The sequence below is a fragment of the Streptomyces pseudovenezuelae genome (assembly GCF_029892565.1).
In the GTDB taxonomy this organism is placed as follows: Bacteria; Actinomycetota; Actinomycetes; order Streptomycetales; family Streptomycetaceae; genus Streptomyces; species Streptomyces pseudovenezuelae_A.
This window is the reverse complement of the sequence record NZ_JARXVH010000002.1, coordinates 269,899-288,141: the sequence shown is the minus strand read 5'-3', so window position 1 is coordinate 288,141 and position 18,243 is coordinate 269,899. Positions and strand designations below refer to the sequence as shown.

At 70.9% G+C, this 18,243-nt stretch carries 15 protein-coding genes; 7 read left to right on the top strand and 8 right to left on the bottom strand.

The window, feature by feature from the left end; translation table 11 throughout:
* Positions 1–41: 41 nt before the first annotated feature.
* The 5 genes from M2283_RS06060 to M2283_RS06040 all read right to left on the bottom strand — a co-directional run bounded on the left by M2283_RS06060 (position 42) and on the right by M2283_RS06040 (position 6,446).
* A complete protein-coding gene (locus tag M2283_RS06060; protein WP_280874990.1) occupies positions 42–1,772 on the bottom strand; it encodes a hypothetical protein in 1,731 nt (576 codons plus the stop codon).
* A gap of 2 nt (positions 1,773–1,774) precedes the next feature.
* Positions 1,775–2,677: a carbohydrate ABC transporter permease gene (locus M2283_RS06055; protein ID WP_280874989.1), complete on the bottom strand. Its 903-nt coding sequence runs from the start codon at positions 2,675–2,677 to the stop codon at positions 1,775–1,777.
* Positions 2,674–3,588, bottom strand: a complete 915-nt coding sequence (locus M2283_RS06050; protein ID WP_280874987.1) for a carbohydrate ABC transporter permease — start codon at positions 3,586–3,588, stop codon at positions 2,674–2,676. The genes M2283_RS06055 and M2283_RS06050 overlap by 4 nt, the downstream gene beginning before the upstream one ends.
* 122 nt (positions 3,589–3,710) lie before the next feature.
* A complete protein-coding gene (locus M2283_RS06045; protein WP_280874986.1) occupies positions 3,711–5,033 on the bottom strand; it encodes an ABC transporter substrate-binding protein in 1,323 nt (440 codons plus the stop codon).
* Positions 5,034–5,312: 279 nt separating this feature from the next.
* Positions 5,313–6,446, bottom strand: coding sequence for an ROK family transcriptional regulator (locus M2283_RS06040; RefSeq protein ID WP_280874985.1), 1,134 nt, complete (start codon positions 6,444–6,446; stop codon positions 5,313–5,315).
* Between the two features lie 311 nt (positions 6,447–6,757).
* Here M2283_RS06040 and M2283_RS06035 point away from each other — a divergent pair, with 311 nt between their 5' ends.
* The 5 genes from M2283_RS06035 (at position 6,758) to M2283_RS06015 (ending at position 13,478) form a co-directional block, all read left to right on the top strand.
* Positions 6,758–7,666 carry an N-acetylglucosamine kinase gene (locus tag M2283_RS06035; protein WP_280874984.1) on the top strand — a complete coding sequence of 303 codons (909 nt, stop codon included), beginning with the start codon at positions 6,758–6,760 and terminating at the stop codon, positions 7,664–7,666.
* A 199-nt stretch (positions 7,667–7,865) separates the two neighbouring features.
* Positions 7,866–9,800, top strand: coding sequence for a phosphatase PAP2 family protein (locus tag M2283_RS06030; protein ID WP_280874983.1), 1,935 nt, complete (start codon positions 7,866–7,868; stop codon positions 9,798–9,800).
* Between the two features lie 94 nt (positions 9,801–9,894).
* Complete coding sequence (locus M2283_RS06025) at positions 9,895–11,586, top strand: ArnT family glycosyltransferase (RefSeq protein ID WP_280874982.1); 1,692 nt, start codon at positions 9,895–9,897, stop codon at positions 11,584–11,586.
* A 124-nt stretch (positions 11,587–11,710) separates the two neighbouring features.
* Complete coding sequence (locus M2283_RS06020) at positions 11,711–12,634, top strand: MurR/RpiR family transcriptional regulator (protein ID WP_280874981.1); 924 nt, start codon at positions 11,711–11,713, stop codon at positions 12,632–12,634.
* Between the two features lie 469 nt (positions 12,635–13,103).
* The gene (locus M2283_RS06015; protein ID WP_280875561.1) at positions 13,104–13,478 is read left to right on the top strand and encodes a hypothetical protein; all 375 of its coding nucleotides are present in this window, start codon (positions 13,104–13,106) and stop codon (positions 13,476–13,478) included.
* 303 nt (positions 13,479–13,781) lie between these two features.
* Here the strand turns inward: M2283_RS06015 and M2283_RS06010 are convergent, their stop codons facing one another.
* Together M2283_RS06010 and M2283_RS06005 are read right to left on the bottom strand one after the other, a co-directional pair.
* Positions 13,782–14,483 (bottom strand): peptidoglycan-binding domain-containing protein, encoded by a 702-nt coding sequence (locus tag M2283_RS06010; protein WP_280874979.1) that lies wholly within the window; start codon positions 14,481–14,483, stop codon positions 13,782–13,784.
* Between the two features lie 75 nt (positions 14,484–14,558).
* Positions 14,559–15,386, bottom strand: a complete 828-nt coding sequence (locus M2283_RS06005) for a hypothetical protein (RefSeq protein ID WP_280874978.1) — start codon at positions 15,384–15,386, stop codon at positions 14,559–14,561.
* 114 nt (positions 15,387–15,500) lie between these two features.
* On the opposite strand from M2283_RS06005, the gene M2283_RS06000 reads away from it, so the two are divergent.
* Both M2283_RS06000 and M2283_RS05995 read left to right on the top strand, forming a co-directional pair.
* Positions 15,501–16,238, top strand: a complete 738-nt coding sequence (locus M2283_RS06000; protein WP_280874977.1) for a TetR family transcriptional regulator — start codon at positions 15,501–15,503, stop codon at positions 16,236–16,238.
* 136 nt (positions 16,239–16,374) lie between these two features.
* On the top strand, positions 16,375–16,791 hold the full coding sequence (locus M2283_RS05995; RefSeq protein WP_280875560.1) for a Zn-ribbon domain-containing OB-fold protein: 417 nt from the start codon (positions 16,375–16,377) through the stop codon (positions 16,789–16,791).
* Between the two features lie 6 nt (positions 16,792–16,797).
* Here M2283_RS05995 and M2283_RS05990 read toward each other — a convergent pair whose 3' ends face one another.
* A complete protein-coding gene (locus tag M2283_RS05990; protein WP_280874976.1) occupies positions 16,798–18,144 on the bottom strand; it encodes a Gfo/Idh/MocA family protein in 1,347 nt (448 codons plus the stop codon).
* Positions 18,145–18,243: the final 99 nt, after the last annotated feature.

Sequence of the window (18,243 nt, the reverse complement as noted above, 5' to 3'; positions counted from 1 at the left end):
GCCCTTCATACCGAAGGTGGCCATGGCGTGGGTCGTCGGGGTCAAGAGGCAGGGGCGGGGCGGCGGGCGCGCAGTGCGACGCTCAGTGTCCGGGGGCCCTGTCCACCGATGTAGACGCGGTTCCCGGTCGTCGCGTCGGTGCCGCCCGCCACGGTGTAGTCCTGACCCGGGTCGTACCGCAGTACGTCGATCCGGTCCGGCCCGGCGAGCGGTTCGCCCGCCTCGACGTCCACCTCGACCCGGATCTCGTCGTCACCGACCCGGTAGGTCATCGGGCCGGTCGTCAGGCACCAGCGTCCGTCGCCGATCGGTACGGCGCCCTCTGGCACGCCCCCCGGCCGGAAGGTCAGTTCGAGGGCCCACGGCACCCGTGGTCCGCTGATGTCGATCCGCAGATCGGCACCGTCGTCCCGCAGATCCACCTCGACGCGGGTCGTCCGGGAGACCTCGTCCCGAGGCCGGTCAGGGAAGGCCAGCGCGGCCGAGAAGCGTCCCTCGTCCGCCATGCGGTAGGCGCCGTCGTCCCGTCGCCGGTCCGGCGGGAGCGGCTGGTAGTAGGCGGCCGAGAGGGTTTCGCTGAGCCGGTACCGGTTGTCGGCGAGCTGCTCCATGTCGGCGGCGCGGAACGGGCCCAGGTCGAAGAATCCCTGCGAGAGGCGGACCGCGTCGAGGACGGCGTCGCCGGCGAACAGGCGCAGGAAGGTGGGATTGCAGGCGAGGCCCGAGCGGATGCGCCGGTGCTCGGGCACGTCCGAGCCGCCGTACAGGACGCTGTGCGCGGTGGCGGAGGCGCGTGAGGCGAGGCGTGCCGTGGTGATGTACCGGTCGCGGGGAAGCGGTTCCGGCTCCGGTGTCGGCAGCTCGCGGCACAGGTCGGGGGTGAGGATGGTCTCGGCGAGCAGGTCGGGGTCGTCGATGCCGCCGACTGCCGCCAAGCGCGCCGCTCGGCTGAAGTCGCCCCGGCCGGTGCGGATCGCGAGCAGCCGGTAGTGCGGCAGGTAGTGCGCCAGCGGGAACGGGTGTTTCTGGTCCTGGCGCCGCGAGTGGACGGTCTCCACCGTGCCGTCCGGTCTGATGAGGTCCAGGGTCGCGGTGAGGTTGCGTTCGACGGCGTCCCGCAGGCCGGGGCGGTCGAGGACGTCGGCCAGCAGGAGGAGCGAGGGGTTGGACACGTGGGAGGCGTAGACGGCGCTCCGCTCCGAGTACAGGCCCTCCGCGTCGATGTCGACGCCTTCGGCGAGCCACTCCTCGATGCGGTCGAGCAGCCGGTCGTCAGGGAACGAGCGGTGCAGCCGGGCCAGCGCCGCGGACAGTTCCCAGCGGTGGTTCGGGGTGTGCACCCCACCGGTCAGGAGACTGCCGACGGCGGCGCCGGCGATGTCGGCGAGCGCGGCCGTGACCTCGCGCAGTTCCGGCCCCGCGCCCGCGGCCAGGACGTGCGCGTCGCACACGTCGTTGACGGTGAACCCGGAGTCCGGCGGTGACTGCACATTGTCGCCGCCGGCGAAGAGGCCGGTGGCGGTCTGCGCGGCCCGCAGGGCGCCGAGGTGGGTCGTCGCGGCGGCGACGGCCTGCCCGCTGCCGTACAGGGTCGAGTCCGGGGAACGGTACGCCGCGATCAGGGTCTTCACCCGGCGTGCCAGAGCGCGGTGGGTCACACCGGCGGGTTCCTCGTCAGGGCCGGCCGCCAGCGGGGCGGCCGACCGGTCGGCGGCGCCGGCCACCGCGCGGACGAACTCATGGTCGAACTCGTGGTCGAGCGGGGTGGGCACGGTCAGTCCTTCAGTCCGGCATTGATGTCGGCGCTCATGACGTAACGCTGGAACACCAGGAAGATGAGGATCAGCGGGATCATGGAGATGACCGAACCGCCGAGCAGCACCGACCAGTTGATGTTCTGCGCGCCGACGAGACTCTGGATGCCGATCTGCACGGTGAACTTGTTGGGGTCGTTCAGCATCAGCAGCGGCCAGATGTAGTCGTTCCACCGCCACTGGAAGGACAGGATGGCGAGGGTCAGCATGATGGGCCGGGAGATCGGCACCATGATCCTCATGAAGATCGACAGTTCGCGGGCGCCGTCGATGCGTGCGGCTTCCACGAGTTCGTCGGGGACCGTCAGGAAGAACTGGCGGAACATGAAGCATCCGGTCGCGGTGAGCACGGCCGGGAGGATGATGCCGCCGAACGAGTTGTAGAGGCCGAGGTCGCGGACCACCAGGAACTCCGGGGCGAGCATGACCTCGGACGGCAGCATCGTGGTGGCCAGGATGCAGATGAAGAAGAACTTGAGCCACCTGTTGTTGTACTTGGCCAGCGCATACCCGGTGCAGCAGCTGACCCCCACCGTGAGGATCGTCGTGATCACGCACACGATGGCCGTGTTGATGAAGTACTGGGAGAAATTGGCGCTGTCCCACGCCGCCTTGTAACCCGACAGGGTGGGGTCGTGCGGAAGCACCGTCAGCGGAAGGGAGAACAGGTCTCCCGCCGGCTTGAAGGAGCTGAGGACGAACCACAGCACCGGCAGCCCGTAGAGGGCCGCCAGGATCCACAGCAGTGTCGTCGCGGGTACCGCGCGCCGGAGCTCACCGCTGTTCCCCTTGCGAGGCCGCTTCTTGGAGACGGTCCGCGCGGAATCGGCGTCGACCGGACGCGGCGTGTCTGTGGTTGTCATCGGTTCTCCACCCGCCGGTTGACGATCAGCTGGATGATCGCGACGGCCATCAGGATGAGCATGAGCACGAACGACGCGGCGCTCGCGTAGCCGATCTGGCCCCGGTTGAAGCCGGTCTGATAGATGTACTGGACAAGCAGGTTGTTCGACGTACCCGGCCCGCCGTTGTTGAGGGAGACGAAGAGCGGGTATTCCTTCATCGCGTTGATCGTGTTGAGCAGGATGACGATGAACGAGGTGGGCGCGATGCTCGGCAGCGTGATGCTGACGAACTGGCGCCAGGGGCCCGCACCGTCGAGCGAGGCCGCCTCGTAGTACGAGGTGGGCACGTTCTTGATCGCCGCGATGAACAGCAGCATCGAGAAGGCCGTTCCCCACCAGGCGCCCGCCATCACGACCACGCCGAGCGACAGGTCCGCGTTCGACTGCCACGGAACGGCGGCCCCGCCGAGCTTCTCGATGACGTAGTTGATCAGTCCGAAGTTCTCACCGAACAGCCACCGCCACAGGACACCCACGACGATGGGCGAGATGAGCCACGGGACGAAGAAGACGACACGGGCGACCGACGCGCCCTTGGCCTGCTTGCTCACCACCAGGTTGGCGATGAACAGCGAGAGCACGAAGTTCAGCGGAACGACGAGCACGGTGTACAGCAGCGTCCGGAACAGCGCGTCGTAGAAGGTGGAGTCCCCGAACAGGTTCTGGTAGTTGTCCAGTCCGATGAACTGGAACGCCCCCACACCCGTGTAGTTCGTGAACGAGTAGACGAGCCCGATCACCGCCGGCCACACGAAGAACAACGCGAAGAGCACGACATTGGCCGCGATGAGGACGAGCGGCGCGAGGGTGTAGGTGCTGCGTCGTCTCCTGGGCGGCCTCACGGACACGTCCGCGGCGCTTTTTGTCATCTTCCTGACTTCCGTGCTGGTGGAATGGATTGCTGTGGGCTCAGGCCGTGAGCCCGGCATCACGTGGGCGCCCGGGCCGGGCGGCGGTGTCTCGACCCACCGCCCAGCCCCCGGGGCCACGATCAGCCGCCGACCGCCTGGTTGTAGCCGTCCACGATGTTCTGCAGGGCCTTGTCGACCGACTGCTGGCCGTTGATCGCCTTGCCGAGCTCCGTCTTGGTCGGGTCCTCGGTCAGGCTCTTGCCCTTCAGCACCCAGTTCGTCTGCGCGCCGTTGAAGTAGCCCGAGATCGGGGCGTAGAGCGGGATCTCCTCGTTGTACAACTTGAACGCCGCCTGCGCCGCGGCGGACTTGAAGGGGTACTTCGGGTTCAGGCCGCCCTCGACCGGGAGGAACCCGGAGGTCTCGACGAGCTCGGTGTAGTTCTTCGGCTCGTACACCCAGGACATGAACTTCTGCGCGGCGGTGGCCGCGGCGCCGTTGTTGTTGAAGCCCACCATCATGCCGCCGCTGTTGACGTCACTGGCCTGCACCGGCTGGGCGGGAGTCGGGACGCTCGCCCAGTCGAACTTCTTGATGCTGTCCGCGAAGGCGGGGACCTGCCACACGCCGGACCAGTAGGCGACCACGTCACCGCTCTGGAACATGGCCGACGGGTCGGCGCCGCTGGTCCACACCGACTTCGGCATGGTCTTGTCGTCGTTCAGCCCGACGAAGTACTTCACGGCCTTCTTGGTCGCGGCGTCCACCGAGAACTTGCCGGAGGAGTCCGCGTGGACGTACTTCCCGCCCATCTCGTACACCATGGCGCGGAGCCGGGACGGCGACTGGTCGAAGGTCAGGGAGTACTTGGCGCCGGTCTTCTCCCGGACCTTGTCCGCCGCCGCGATGAAGTCGGTCCAGGTCCAGGTCTTGTCGGGCGAGGCCGGGACGTCGACGCCGGCCTTCTTGAACAGCGTCTTGTTGATGAACAGGCCGGACGCGGTGACGTCCGAGGGGATGGCCAGCACCTTGCCGGACGAGTCCTTGGCGAGGAAGTTGGCGTTGATGTTGTAGCTCTTGTTGTTGGCGATGGAGCTGAGGTCGATCAGCTTGCTCGACCAGATCGGGTCCAGCGCGGGCACGTCCGCCACGTCGGGCAGGGAGTTCGCCTGCGCGGCGTTGTGCAGCTTGGTCGGGTACCCGTCGTAGGGGATGTTGACGAGCTTGACGGTGACGCCGGCTTCCTTCTTGTACTGCGCCACCAGCTTCTTCCAGCCCGCGTCCTGCCCCGGAACCGTGGAGATCCAGAACGTCAGGGACTTCGCGTTCCCGCCCGAGCCGGACCCCGACCCGCAGGCGGAGAGCAGCAGGGCACCTGCCGTGGCGACGGCAGCGAGGGGAACCAGGCGGCGCATGCCGCCGCGGCCGAGTCGGCGAGAGCGCCGCACACCCACAGTGGTCATCTTCGATCCCATTTCGTCATCGGGGACGGAGCACGGCGCCGACTGAGGCGGCACAGGTGCATTTTGCAAGAAAGTTCGCATTCCGGGGGCGCGGCCTCGCCCGGCCGCATCATCCGCACGGGGCGAGATCCCCGGCCGTCCTGGCCGTCACCGCACGGGCACGCCCTCGTGCGGTTGCCGTACGTCGTCGTGTACGGGCTGGGAGGCTCACCCCAAGTCGGCGTCCCGGCCGACTTAGAAAGCGCTTGTCCGGACATTGGCAGACCGAGTCCGAGGCCGTCAATCCTTCACCCACGCGGCTTCGGTCACGGTTTGGACTCCTCTGGCCACCGCGAGCCGGGCCGCGCCGACCACCGTGCCGCGGTCCCCGACCGTGCTGCTGACCACCTCGGTGGGCCAGCTCAGCCGCCCCAGCTCGGCCCGCACACCGGGCAGGAGCTGCGGGTACGCGCCGGTGCTGCCGCCCAGCACGATCAGTCCCGGATCCAGTACGGCGGCCACGGCGGCGGCGAGCCGGCCCACGTCGGCTGCGTGCCGGGCGACGAGCGCGCCGGCCGTCTCGCGGCCCTCGGCGGCGAGGGCGAAGAGCTGGTCGGCGCTGTCCGGGCACGGGCCGTCGGCGTCCCGCCAGGCCGCCGCGGCCCGGCGCAGCAGGGAGTGCGCGCCGACGTACTCCTCCAGGGCCTCCTGGCGCGGCTCACGGTCGTCGTCCCACGGGTAGGGCAGCCGCGCGAGCTCACCGGCCGCGCCGTTGGCCCCGCGCAGCACCTGGCCGCCGATGACGATGCCGAGGCCGATGCCCACGCCGATGCGCAGATAGCCGAAGGTGCGTCTGCCGAGGGCAGCGCCCTCGTGCAGCTCGGCGAGGGCTGCGCAGTTGACGTTGTTCTCCAGGTGGACCGGCACCCCGGGCGGCAGCGCGACGGACACGGCGTCGAAGACGGGACCGGCCTTGGCGGTCGCGGGCCGCATGCCGCCGCCGGCGCCGTCCGGCGCGGTGACGTCGCCGACCGCGACGACGATGGTGCGCAGGGGGGCGCCGACGGGCAGCGCGTCCAGCGCCTCGCGCACGGCCTCGACGGCTTCCTCCCGGGTGCCGGTCGCCTCGGCCAGCAAAGTGCCGTCCAGCGCGCAGCCGCGCACCAGGGTCCGGGCGGGACCGAGGTCGACGGCGAGCACGGCGCCGGAGGCGGGCCCCAGGCCGTATACGGCGGCGGAGCGGCCGGTGCCGCCGGAGGCGGTGCCGGAGTGGGTGGCCAGCCGGGCGGCCTCCAGTTCGGCGACGGCGGAGGACACCGTCGGCTTGGACAGGCCCGCCAGGCTCGCGAGCTGGGGCCGGGTCGCGCTGCCGGCCTGAGCCAGCACCGCGAAGACAGCGCTCGCGCTCTCGGTCAGGCGGGGGGTCTCCGCCACGACGTGTTCCACAGTTCCCCCATGGGTCAGGGGCCGCGCTCCCCGGGTGTCGCGGGAGGCGGCGTTGAGATGCCCTTGCGTCGCACGTCCCCGCCACGCAGCGGCCCGGAAGGTCGTTCCAGTGATCGAGTTCGCGATGACTCTTGACGCACTGTACTTCGTTAGTTAACTTCCTAACGAAGTACACGGTACTCGCCTGCCGTGATCCGCACGAGGCCCGTCCCGGGGCTTCCCTACTCCTTCAAGTCCTCTTCGGCCAGGCACGGTTCGCCCACCGTTCGCGGTTCAGCGGAACGATGAAAGAGGAGTCCGTGCAGGACGCACCCCCCTCGAACCTTCTTGTGGTCGGTATCGACGTGGGCGGCACCAAGACGCACCTCCGCGCCTTCGCGGGGGACGCCGAGGTCGCCGATCACGTCCGGACGAGCAGCGGCTGGCGGCCGCACGACCCGTTGGCCGCCGCCGGCTGGCTCGCGGCCCTGGTCGCGGACGCCCTGCCCACCGGCGCGCGTCCGTCCGCCCTGGCCCTCGGCGGGCACGCCTGCGAGACCCCGCGCCAGTGCGCGCAGATCCGTACCGCCCTGCAACTCCACTTCGACGCGCCCGCGCTGGTCGTGGGCGACGCCGAACTCCTCGTGCCCGCCGCGGGCCTGGACAAGGGCGTCGGCCTGGTCGCCGGCACCGGTTCCGTGGCCGTGGGCCGACTGCCCGACGGCAGCCCCGTTCAGGTCGGTGGCTGGGGCGCGGTGCTCGGCGACGAGGGCGGCGCGGCCGGTCTCGTCCGGGACGCCGCGCGCGCCGTGTGGGCGGCGCACGACCGGGGCGAGGCACCCGACGCGCTCGCCCTCGGCCTCGTCGAGGCGTTCGGTGTCGCCGAAGTCCCGGCGCTGGGCGATGCGTTGGAGAGCGCCAAGGACGTCTCCGCCGAGTGGGGCCGACGCGCACCCTTCGTGTTCGCCGCCGCCGACGCGGGCTCCACGATCGCCCGTACCGTGATCGCCGAGGCCGGCCGCTCGCTGGCCGCGCTCGTCGAGCGGCTCGCCGCGCGCGGGGTCCCGGTGGACGACGTGGTGGTCGCGGGCAGCACGGTCCTCGCCCAACCCTCGCTGTACGAGGCGTTCGCCGTCTCGCTCGCCGCGTCCGTGCCCGGGGCGCGCCCGCAGCCGTTGCGGGTGTCCCCGGTCGAGGGCGCCGTGAGGCTGGCGCGTTCGATCCTGTGAACCGGTCGGTCCACGTTCACGCAGCCGCCTTGTCGCGGTCGCCGGGCCGGCCCTGACGGGACAGGGCCCGGCCGTAGATCTTCGCTCAGGCACCAACGGGACGCGCCGGATCCGTACCTCCCACGCGTCCCGCGCACCACACCTCCACGCACGAACTCCCCCCGGCCGCAGGGCCGAAGAACTCAAGAGAGGCACACGAATGCCGTCACCAGCCGGGCACCGCTCTCCCTCGTCCGCCGGCCGACTCGCCGTCAACCGGCGGGGGTTCCTCAAGAGCTCGCTGGGCGCCTCGGCCGGTGTGCTGGCCGCGCCCACCCTCGTCACCTGGCTGGCCGCCGCCGACGCCAAGGCCGCGGCCGCGGCGCTCCCGTTCGTCGACGACTACAAGAGCAACGTCATCACGAACCTGACGCCCGAGACCAACGCGGTCGTGCGGATCCTCGGCGGCTTCGCGAAGGTGTGGAAGACCGGCGGCGCCTGGAACACCGGCACACCGCTCCGGCCCGAGGTGCTGCGCGCCAACATGCGCTACTGCGCGAAGATCACCCGCTCGCGCACGGACGCCCAGGCCAAGGAAGCCTTCATCCACGACCGCCAGCACCAGAGCTACGCGATGATCGCGGCCCTGGGTCCGCTGGCCGACCTCTACAAGTCCGGTGCCCTGGCGGTCACTTCGATCACCAGCGCCCCCGACGGCACGCCCGCGACCACGATCAACGACGCGGTGCCCGCCGACGCCCCCGCGGGTGCCGCGCTCGGCGCCGGTTCGCACGACTCGGCGCTCGGCAAGGTCGCCGAGCTGGTCGACACCGTGCGCGGCAACTACGCGTCGGGCAACCCCGGCAAGTACGCCTACCAGTACCCGCGTCCGTGGCGCATGAACGAGGACAGCGAGGTCGTCGACACGGGCAAGGTCGACGCGCTCGGCTTCCCCGTCTACGACTCCAAGGTGATCGTGGCGCCTCAACTCCTGCGCCAGCGCAGCACCTCCCCCGTCGACGACGGCGGCTTCCCCAGCGGCCACACCAACGCCTTCCACCTGGCGGGCCTGGCCTACGCGTACGCCGTGCCTGAGCGGTTCCAGGAGCTGGTGACCCGGACCCTGGAACTGAGCCACACCAGGATCGTGGCCGGCATGCACAACACCGTCGACGTCATCGGCGGCCGCATCATGGCCACCGCCCTCGCCGCCGCCACCCTCGCCGACCCGGCGAACGCCGACCTCAAAGCCGCCGCCCGCGCCCAGGCCCTCGCCTACTTCGAGGCGCGGACGGGCACCACGGCCGACACCCTGTACGCCTACGCCCACTCCGCTGGCACCGGCACCGACCGGTACGCCGACCGCGAGGCCAACGCCCGTGTCGTGGAGCCCAAGTTCACGTACGTGCTGACCCGCAGGGGCCACAGCACGCCCCTGACCGTGCCGAAGGGCGCGGAGGTGCTCCTGGAGACGCGGCTGCCGTACCTGGACGCGGCCCAGCGGCGCGAGGTGCTGCGCACGACGGCACTGCCCTCGGGCTACGTGATGCTGGACGGCTTCGAGCAGTGGGGTCGGCTCAACCTGTTCGCGGCGGCGGACGGGTACGGCACCTTCGACCGCGACGTCACCGTCACGCTGGACGCGGCAGCCGGCGGCTTCGGCGCGGCCGACAGCTGGCGCAACGACATCGACGGCGACGGCGGCCTGACCAAGCGCGGCACCGGCACGCTGACGCTGGAGGGCCACAACAAGTACACGGGCGGCACCGTGGTGACCGCCGGCGTACTGGCCACCGCCTCCTCCCACGCCCTGGGCCACGGCGACGTACGCGTGACGGGCGGCACCCTGCGCCTGGGCGAGCCCGTCCAGGTGCACGGCCTGTACACGCAGGAGTCGGCCACCCTGGAGCTGCCCCTGCGCTCGGGCCACTCACCCGCCCTGGAGATCACCCGGCGCGCGACCCTCGGCCGGGGCAGCGTCCTGTCGCTGCGGCTCGACGCCCACAAGCCGCCGCCCGCGGGCAGCACGGTACGCGTCCTGTCCGCGTCCACGCTGCGCGGACAATTCGACCGCGTCGAGCTGAACTCCGACCGGCTGCGGGCCGTACCCGTCTACACGACGGACGGTCTGTCGGTACGACTCCTGAAGCGGTAACGCCCTCGGTGGCGGGAGCTGATGCGAAGGTAGGGCCCATGAGAAGGGTCCGGATCACTCCCGCCGCCTCGCGGTCGGTGTCACCGCGGGGCGGATGATGGCGCAGGAACAGCACTCGGTGCTCGAACCCGGGACTCTCGACGACGTGGACAGCCCGCCGGAGCCGAAGGCCGCGACGCCCGCACGGCGCCCGGCCAAGCGGTGGCTGGTGCCGCTGCTCGTGGTCCTGCTGCTCGGCCAGCTGGCCGCCGCGATGGCGACCACCGCGGTCCAGCAGACGCCGACCATCGACGAGCCGGTGTACGTCGGCACGGCCGCCGACTACCTCCACGAGCACCGCATCCGCTTCAACCCCGAACACCCGCCGCTCGGCAAGCTGGTGATCGCGGTCGGGATGGCGGTCGCCGACCCGCACGTCGACACCTCTTACGCGGGCGACCAGGGGGAGTTCGGGCGGCACCTGCTGTACGAGTCCGGCAACGACCCCTGGCGGTTGATGTTCTGGGCCCGCCTGCCGGTGATGGTCCTGACGCTGCTGTTCGGGCTCGTCGTGTTCGCGTTCGCCCGTGAACTGGCGGGCGCCACCGCCGGGTTGGCCGCCCTCGCCCTGTACGCCTTCTCCCCCGACATCGTCGCCCACGGCTCCCTGGCCACGCTCGACGTGCCGACGGCCGGGTTCATGCTGACGTCCGCCTGGCTGCTGTGGCGCGCACGCCAACGGCCGCGCCTGTACGTGCCGTTGGCCGGGATCGCGCTCGGGGCGGGCCTGGCCACGAAGATGAGCGTGCTGCCCGTCGTGCCGGTACTCCTTGCGCTGGCCGCATGGTCGCTGTGGCAGGCCGGTTCGGAGGACCGGCGCAAGACAGTCCTGCGGGCGCTCACGGCAGCGGCCGTCGTGGCGGGGACCGCCGTGGCCGTCGTATGGGCGTCCTATCTGGTGGTGGACCCACGGTTGCGCTCGTCGTCCATGGACCCGATCCCAGCCGTCCACGGACTGAAAGAGCTGGCGGTGGATCTGTTGCCGCTCCCCCGGTCCTACAAGGACGGCATGCGCCTCCAGTTCGGCATGGAGGCGTATCCGTGGCAGGGCTTCCTGTTCGGGCACGTGTACACCGGCTCGCTCTGGTACTACCTGCCGGTCGCGCTGCTGGTGAAGACGCCGCTGGGCATGATCGCGCTGTGGTGCGGCGGGGCGGTCGTGCTGGTGGCGGTGCGCCGGCTGCGGCCCGCGGCGCCGTACGTGCTCGTGCCCGCCGCGGTGCTGCTGGGTGCGGCCATGACGGGGTCGCGGGACTTCGGGACGCGGTACGCCGTGTTCGTGCCGATGTTCCTGGCGGTGGCGGCCGGTTGCGTGCCGGCGGTGCGGTGGCGGTGGGCGCCGCTGGTGACGGGGGTGCTGGTGGCGTTCGTCGCGGTCAGTTCGGTGCGGACGTATCCCTACTATCTGCCGTACTCCAACGAGGCGTTCGGCGGGCCGGCGAAGACCCATCTGCGGCTGCACGACTCCAACGTGGACTGGGGCCAGGACCTGGGACGGCTCGCCGACCGGCTGCGCGAGCGGTATGCGGGCGAGCGGATCTGGCTGGTCTACAAGGGCAGCGGCGTGCCGTCCTACTACGGCATCGAGGCGTCCGACCCGCGTGAGGTGCCGGAATCCGAGGCGCACGGGGTGCTGGTGGTGTCGGACTCGTCGGTGGCCAAGGCGCGCGGGCGGCTGGCCGAACTGATCGACGGCAGTCGCGCGGTCGACGAGGTCGGTCATTCGATCACGATCTACCGGCGGTGACACCACGTCCGGGGGCGCGACCTGAGCATCCGTACGCAGTACGGCATATGCCTTCCCACAAGCTCTGGTGATGACAGCGTGTGAGCTATGTTGAGGCACTGTGGGAGACAAAGGAGGCGCACCGGTGCCATCGCCGCAGCAGGCACGCGCACAGGCATCCGCCATCACCTCGGGCAAGACCGCGCCGGAGGTCGAGGCCGCCCCGGCCTCCCAGCTCAGGACCCTCTTCGACCGGCCCCGGCTCTCCCCGGGCCAGCGACGCATCGCCCAGTACCTGATCGAGCACATCACCGAGGCCGCGTTCCTCTCCATCACCGATCTCGCCGAGCGCGTCGGCGTGAGCCAGCCCTCCGTGACGCGCTTCGCCGCGGCCGTGGGCTTCAGCGGCTACCCGGCGCTGCGGGAGAAGCTCCAGTCGATCGCCCTCGGCACGCTGGCCGGCGGCCCCGCGGCGACCGAGGAGAACGGCAGCAACGAACTGCAGTCGGCGGTCGACGCCGAGATCGAGAACCTGGAGAACCTGCGGCGCGACTTCGCCGACCCCGACCAACTCATCGAGATGGGCCGCAAACTGTCGGAGTCGACCCCGCTGACCATCCTCGGTCTGCGTATCTCGGCCTCGCTCGCCGAGTACTTCGCCTACGCCGCGCGCCGTATCCACCCGGACGTGCGGCTGGTGACGCGGGGCGGCAGCGTCGCGTACGACGCGCTGCTGCAGTCGCGCGAGGCGGGCGGCACCTGGGTGCTGGCGTTCTCGATGCCCCGGCACGCGCACGAGACCCTCACGGCGGTCCGGGTCGCGCGCAGCGCCGGGCTGCTGGTCGCCCTCGTCACGGACCTGGCGCTCGGGCCGGTGGCCGACGAGGCCGACGTCACCTTCGCCACCGCGACCGGCTCCCGCTTGGTCTTCGACTCCTACGCCGCGCCCGGTGTGATGGCCGCCGCGCTGCTGCAGGCCATGACCGACGCGGACCCCGAGCGCACCCAGGGGCGGCTCGAGGAGTACGAGCAGATCTCCGACCAGCACCAGTTCTTCCTCAGGGACTGAACTCCGGCCACCACCGTCGCCCGGCGGCGCGACCTGCGGCTTTCCCGGCAGTATGTCGGCCACTTCGGTCATTTCGTAGCACAGACAGATCATCCGCCATATATCACGCATGAATGTTTTCATGCGCCTTGCAAAGCGGACGGCATATATAAATACTGCTCACGGATCGCGCTCCGGCTCACTCCGGAACACATCCGCGCCCCCGTCCCCACCGCCCCATCCGCCCGCAGAAAGCCGACGGTCCGCCCATGCGCACGCCGCACCTCTCGCCGCGCCGGCACCGCCTGCCCTCTCGGGCCCCTGTGCGAGCACTCGGGGCCGCCGTCTCCTACCCGCGTCGGCGCCCAGGGTGCTCGGTAGGGCCTCGCCCGTGCGAGGGCCCGTGGCGGCCCCGGTCATCCCCTAGACCGGGGCCGCCCGACTCCGTCGGACCACCCTCCACGACGCCGCACATCCTGGAGCGATGACCATGACCATGCCCATGACGACCACCCGCGTCAGCCCGGACTGGCCGTGCCAGGTCAAATCGCCCGGCAGCTACGACTGGGAGCGCTCGGCGACCAAGTGGCTGCGCGAGCTGGTGCCGGCGCGCTACGCGAGCTACCCGGCCCTGATCCGCCACCCCGTCCTGCTCGCCCGTCACGCGCAGATCCAGGTCCAGCACGAGATCCGGGTCGCGCGCACCGCCCTGCAGACCGCCCGCGCCGACCTGCCCGCCCTGGGCCTGCCCGAGTCGGTCATCGAGCACACGATCAAGCTCTACGCGGCGGAGGTGCTGCAACTCCAGCACATCGCGCGCAGCGTACGGGCGATCACTCAGGCCCTGGTCGAATCGGCGCGCTGACCTCGGGCGCACTTGCCTTTGGGGCGCCGACTTCTGGGGAGGCGCCGACCGTAGTCGCTCACTCGTCGCCCCGGTGCCGCCAGTACCAGCACAGGCCCACGACGAGGGCCAGCAGGAAAACCGCGGGCAGGACCAGGCCCGGGATGCGGGTGCCGTTCATGGGTGGTGCCTTCGGCTCGGGACGGCCGAGGCGTCTCACACGCCGGCCCTGAGCCCATGGTGACGGGCTGCGGGGCCCTGTCCACCCGCACTTTCCCCACCCGTTGCCCGGCGTTCGACACCGGGCGGGACACCCCGGCCAGGTCAGCCGGTCCCGGTCGCCGTCCGCGATTCGAGTGCCTGGCGGGTGTCGTTGCCGTAGACGCCGGTCTCGTCGCCCCGGATGCCGTACCAGAGCTGGAAGCGGGCCACCGCATCGGTGAGGGTGGTGTCGTAACTGCCGCTGGTGGAGCCGTCCTTGTAAACGTCCGGGATGCGCAACAGGCGCTCCTGGAGGTCGGTCACCGCAGGGCCGCTGTCGCCCTCGCGGAGGGTGCCCGGGCCGTCGGGGTCGCCCGTGCCGGAGGAGGCGGTCGGGGTCGGGTCGGCCGAGGCGGTCGCCGATGGCGACGCCGCCGCGGCGTCGGTGCGGCCGGGGAGCAGGAGGGCGCAGCCGAAGCCGACGACGGCTGCCGCGCCGACCGCGATCACCGCGGCGGCACGGCGATGTCCCGGGCCGAACCCGAGGCGGCCGGCGGTACGCGGCGGGCGAGGGGGGCTGCCGACGGGCTTGGTGGCGGGCCTGGCCGTGAACTCGTCGACGACGGGCGGGAGTTCCTGCGTCTCCTCGCCGGTCCAGGCATGCGGGTCCCGCACGGCCACGGCCTTGCGGTCGCGGTAGTCCTTGTCCTGGCGTATGTCCCTGAGCAGTTGCGCCAGGGCGTCGGTGCGGCGCGGGCGCAGTACGCGAACGGGCTCCAGTGGTGGGCGGTCGTCCGGTGACCCGGATCCGGGCGGTGTCGGCACAACACTCTCCTTCCGTCCCTGACAGGGACCTCCGCCGTCCCTCGGAGAGTGATACGCACCGGCCGCCCCGGGAGTTCAGCGGTCGAGGAACCCGCGAAGGGACTCCTTGAAGGCCGCCACGAAGGCATCCCTGCCCGCCTCGTCGAGGACGTCCAGGGACAGGTACGGATTGAGGTCCTCCAACTCGACCAGCAGCAGCTCACCGCCCGGGGCACGGCAGGCGTCGACCCGTTGGATGCCGTGCTCGACGGTGTTCCAGTCGATGAAGCCTCGGGCGAACTCCAGGTCCCCGTCGGTGGGTTCGTACGGTTCCAGGTCCCAGCGCCGGTCGGTGTACGGCGCGTGGAGGGCGTACTGGAAGTCGTGGTCGACGAAGTAGAAGGAGACCTCGTAGGCGAAGTCGATGCGCGGCTGGACCAGGACGGTGCCGTCCGTCAGAGCGGGCAGGCGGTCGGCGGTGACCATGGTCAGACCGACCGAGTCGGCACCGAACTTGGGCTTGACCACGTACTCGGCCGTCTCGGGCAGCCGGTGCAGGTCCGCCAAGCGGTCGACGGTGGGGATGACCGGGTGGCCGGCGGCGCTCAGGTCGAGCAGGTACTGCTTGCCCGCCATGTCGGCCCGGCCCGTGAGCTGGTTGTAGACCCGCGCCCCGCTCGCGGTGGCCTTCGCGCGGAAGGCGTCGTACTCCGCCTGGTAGCCGAGGACCGGACCGCTGTTGCGGACGACGACGGCGTCGAAGGTGTCCATCAGCGCGGCGGTGTCCCGCGGGTGGCACAGGGCGAGGTGGAAGTCCTCGCGAAGGCGCGAGGTCAGGAATATGTCCTCGTCGCAGTAGCGGCGGTCGCGCGCCTGGTACGCCAGGTCGCTGACGTACAGGAGGCGGGGTCTGGGGGAAGGCATGCAGGGAGGTTATGTCAGGGATGCGCGGTGGCACGGTATGGGGTGAAGCACTCAGTTCCCCGAAAGGGGCGCACTGAGTGCCATGCGTACCGCCCGAGTGTTACGTTCCCGTCCATGAGCTCCAGCAGTGCGGCGAGGGGACGCGGCGAGAAGGCGCGGCCGGGAGTGCGACCGCCCATGCGGGACGCCCTGGTCGCGGCGGCCTTCCAACTGTTCCTGGAGCGCGGGTACGAGCAGACGACCGTCGACGACATCGTGGCGCTCGCGGGCGTCGGGCGACGCTCGTTCTTCCGCTACTTCCCCTCCAAGGAGGACGTGGTCTTCCCCGACCACGAGCGGTGCCTGGCGGACATGACGACGTATCTCGCCGCCAGCGCCGACGAGGACGAGCCGGTGCGGCGGGTGTGCGACGCGGCCCGGCTGGTGCTGCGGATGTACGCCGAGAACCCGACCTTCTCCGTGCAGCGCTACCGCCTCACCAAGAAGGTCCCGGGCCTGCGGGCCTACGAGCTGTCCGTGGTCTGGCGTTACGAGCGTGCCCTCGCCGAGTACCTGCGCGTGCGCTTCGCCGGCCGGCCCGACGGAACGCTGCAGGCCGACGTGATCGCGGCCGCCGTGGTGGCGGCGCACAACAACGCCCTTCGTTCCTGGCTGCGTTCGGACGGACAGGGCGATGCCAGTGCCACGGTGGATCACGCGTTGGGGTATGTCCAGTCGGCCTTCGGTGTCGGCGTTCCGGCCGGCCGGCCCGTCGGGGAGCAGCCGGAGGACGTCGTGGTCGTCGTCTCCCGGCGCGGGGCTCCGCTGTGGCGGGTCGTGCGGGAGATCGAGACGGCGCTCGACCGGGACTGACCGGCTCCCGCCCGAAATTATTGAGGGAACCGAGTGCCTTTACCGCTGACACTCAGTGCCATACGCTGAACCCGTGCACGGTCGCACAGCGAACCGCGCACGTCGGATTCCGGCCGAGCGCAGGGGGTTGACCAGCGTGTACCACCACTCAGCGAGCGTCGTTCGTCAGGCAGCCGGCTCCTCGGCGGGCCTACTCGATCCCACGGCGGCGCCGACCTCGGACGCCGTCCTCTTCCAGCGCTGCACCTGGTGCGCGACCGCCATGTACCACCGGCTGTTGTGCCCGGTCTGCCAGGGCAGCGACCTCAGGACCGAGCGCAGCGAGGGCACCGGCACGGTCCGCCACTCCACGATCGTGCACCGCAACACCCCGGCCGCGCGCAATGTGTCGCTGGTGGAGATGGCCGAGGGGTTCGTGGTGCGCGGCCGGGTCATGGGCCCGCCGATCGGCATCCACAGCGGGGACCGGGTACGGCTGTCCACGGCCAAGGACCCGGTCCGCGGCGAACCGGTCTTCCAGCTCGTCGACGAGCCCTACCGCGCCTGGACCTGATACCTCTCACCGCTCCCACACCCCTGGCACCAACTCCCGTACCGCCACCGGCCGTCCCGTCTCGAAGCACCGGTTCGCCGCGAGCCCGACGGCCAGCGCGAGGGCGCCGTCGCGTTCGGTGGCCGTCGGATGAGCGACCCTGTCGGCCCGCGCCGGACGACCCGTGTCCAGGGGACCGAACAGCGCGTCGAGCATCCGTGGGTCTCCCCCGCCGTGCGCCTCATGGGAAGCGTCGAGCGGGATGTCGACCGGCGCCTCCCACAGCGGACGCAGGGTGAGACGCGCGCCGCCCGCGTGCTCGGCCGCCATGTCACCGTGCAGAGCCCCGCTGTCGGACGCGACCCGGGTCCGGGGCGGCGTCCAGTTGCTCTCCTCGACCTCCAACTCCAGCCGTCCCGCACTGCCGTTGAACATGACCCGGTAGCCCTCCCACGGGGAGTAGGCCGTGAGGTGGTACGTCATCGTCGCGCCCCGCGTGTAGCGGACCAGGAGCGCCATGTCGTCCTCGATGGTGACGGGGCCGCCGAAGACGTTGCGGTCGCGGATGTATCCGTCGTCGCCCTCGGCATCGAGGTAGAGGGCGCGGAGGGTGTCGTTGTCGGCGAGGTCCAGCGCGAAGGGGTCGTCGGCGGCGGGGGCGGCGCCGTGGACGCGGTCGTAGTCCCGGCGCAGTCCGTGGCGGGCGCCCGCTTCGGGGCCGTAGAAGCCGAGGCGTCCGTAGCCGAAGACGTCCGAAGGCTCGTCGGCCAGCCACCAGTTGACCAGGTCGAAGTGGTGGCTCGACTTGTGCACCGTCAGTCCGCCGCTGTGCCGCTTCTCGCGGTGCCAGCGGCGGAAGTAGTCGGCGCCGTGGCGCACGTCGAGGAGCCACTCGAAGTGGACGGACAGGATCTCGCCGATCGCTCCGTCGGCGAGCAGCGCCCGCACCCGCTCGTGGACCGGGTTGAAGCGGTAGTTGAAGGCGACGGTGAGGGAGTTGCCGGTGGCTCGTACGGTGTCGAGGATGCGGGCGCAGCGGTCGGCGTCGACCGTCATCGGCTTCTCGGTCACCACGCGGCAGCCGGCCCGTAGTGCCGGGACGATGTAGAGGTCGTGGGCCGCGTCGACGGTGGTGACGACGACCTCGTCGATGTCCTCCCTGGCCAGCAGGTCGGCGAAGCGGTCGGGGTCCCACTCGGTGGCGGCGGGTTCGCCGGCGTCGGTCAGCATACGGTTGTGAAAGGCCATCCGGGTCGGGCTCGGGTCGCACAGGGCGGCGACGCGGTGGCCGGGACGGGCGGCGAGGCCGCGGGTGAAGGTCTGGGCTCGGTGGCCGGTGCCGACGACGGCGGCACGCAACGGGGTTCGGCTCATTCGGTGTGCCCTTCCCGGACTGCGGGCACCCATGCCCGTCGGCCAATTCCTCGATCACAGGCAACCCACAGGCGGCCCCGGCCGTCCTCCGGTACGCGA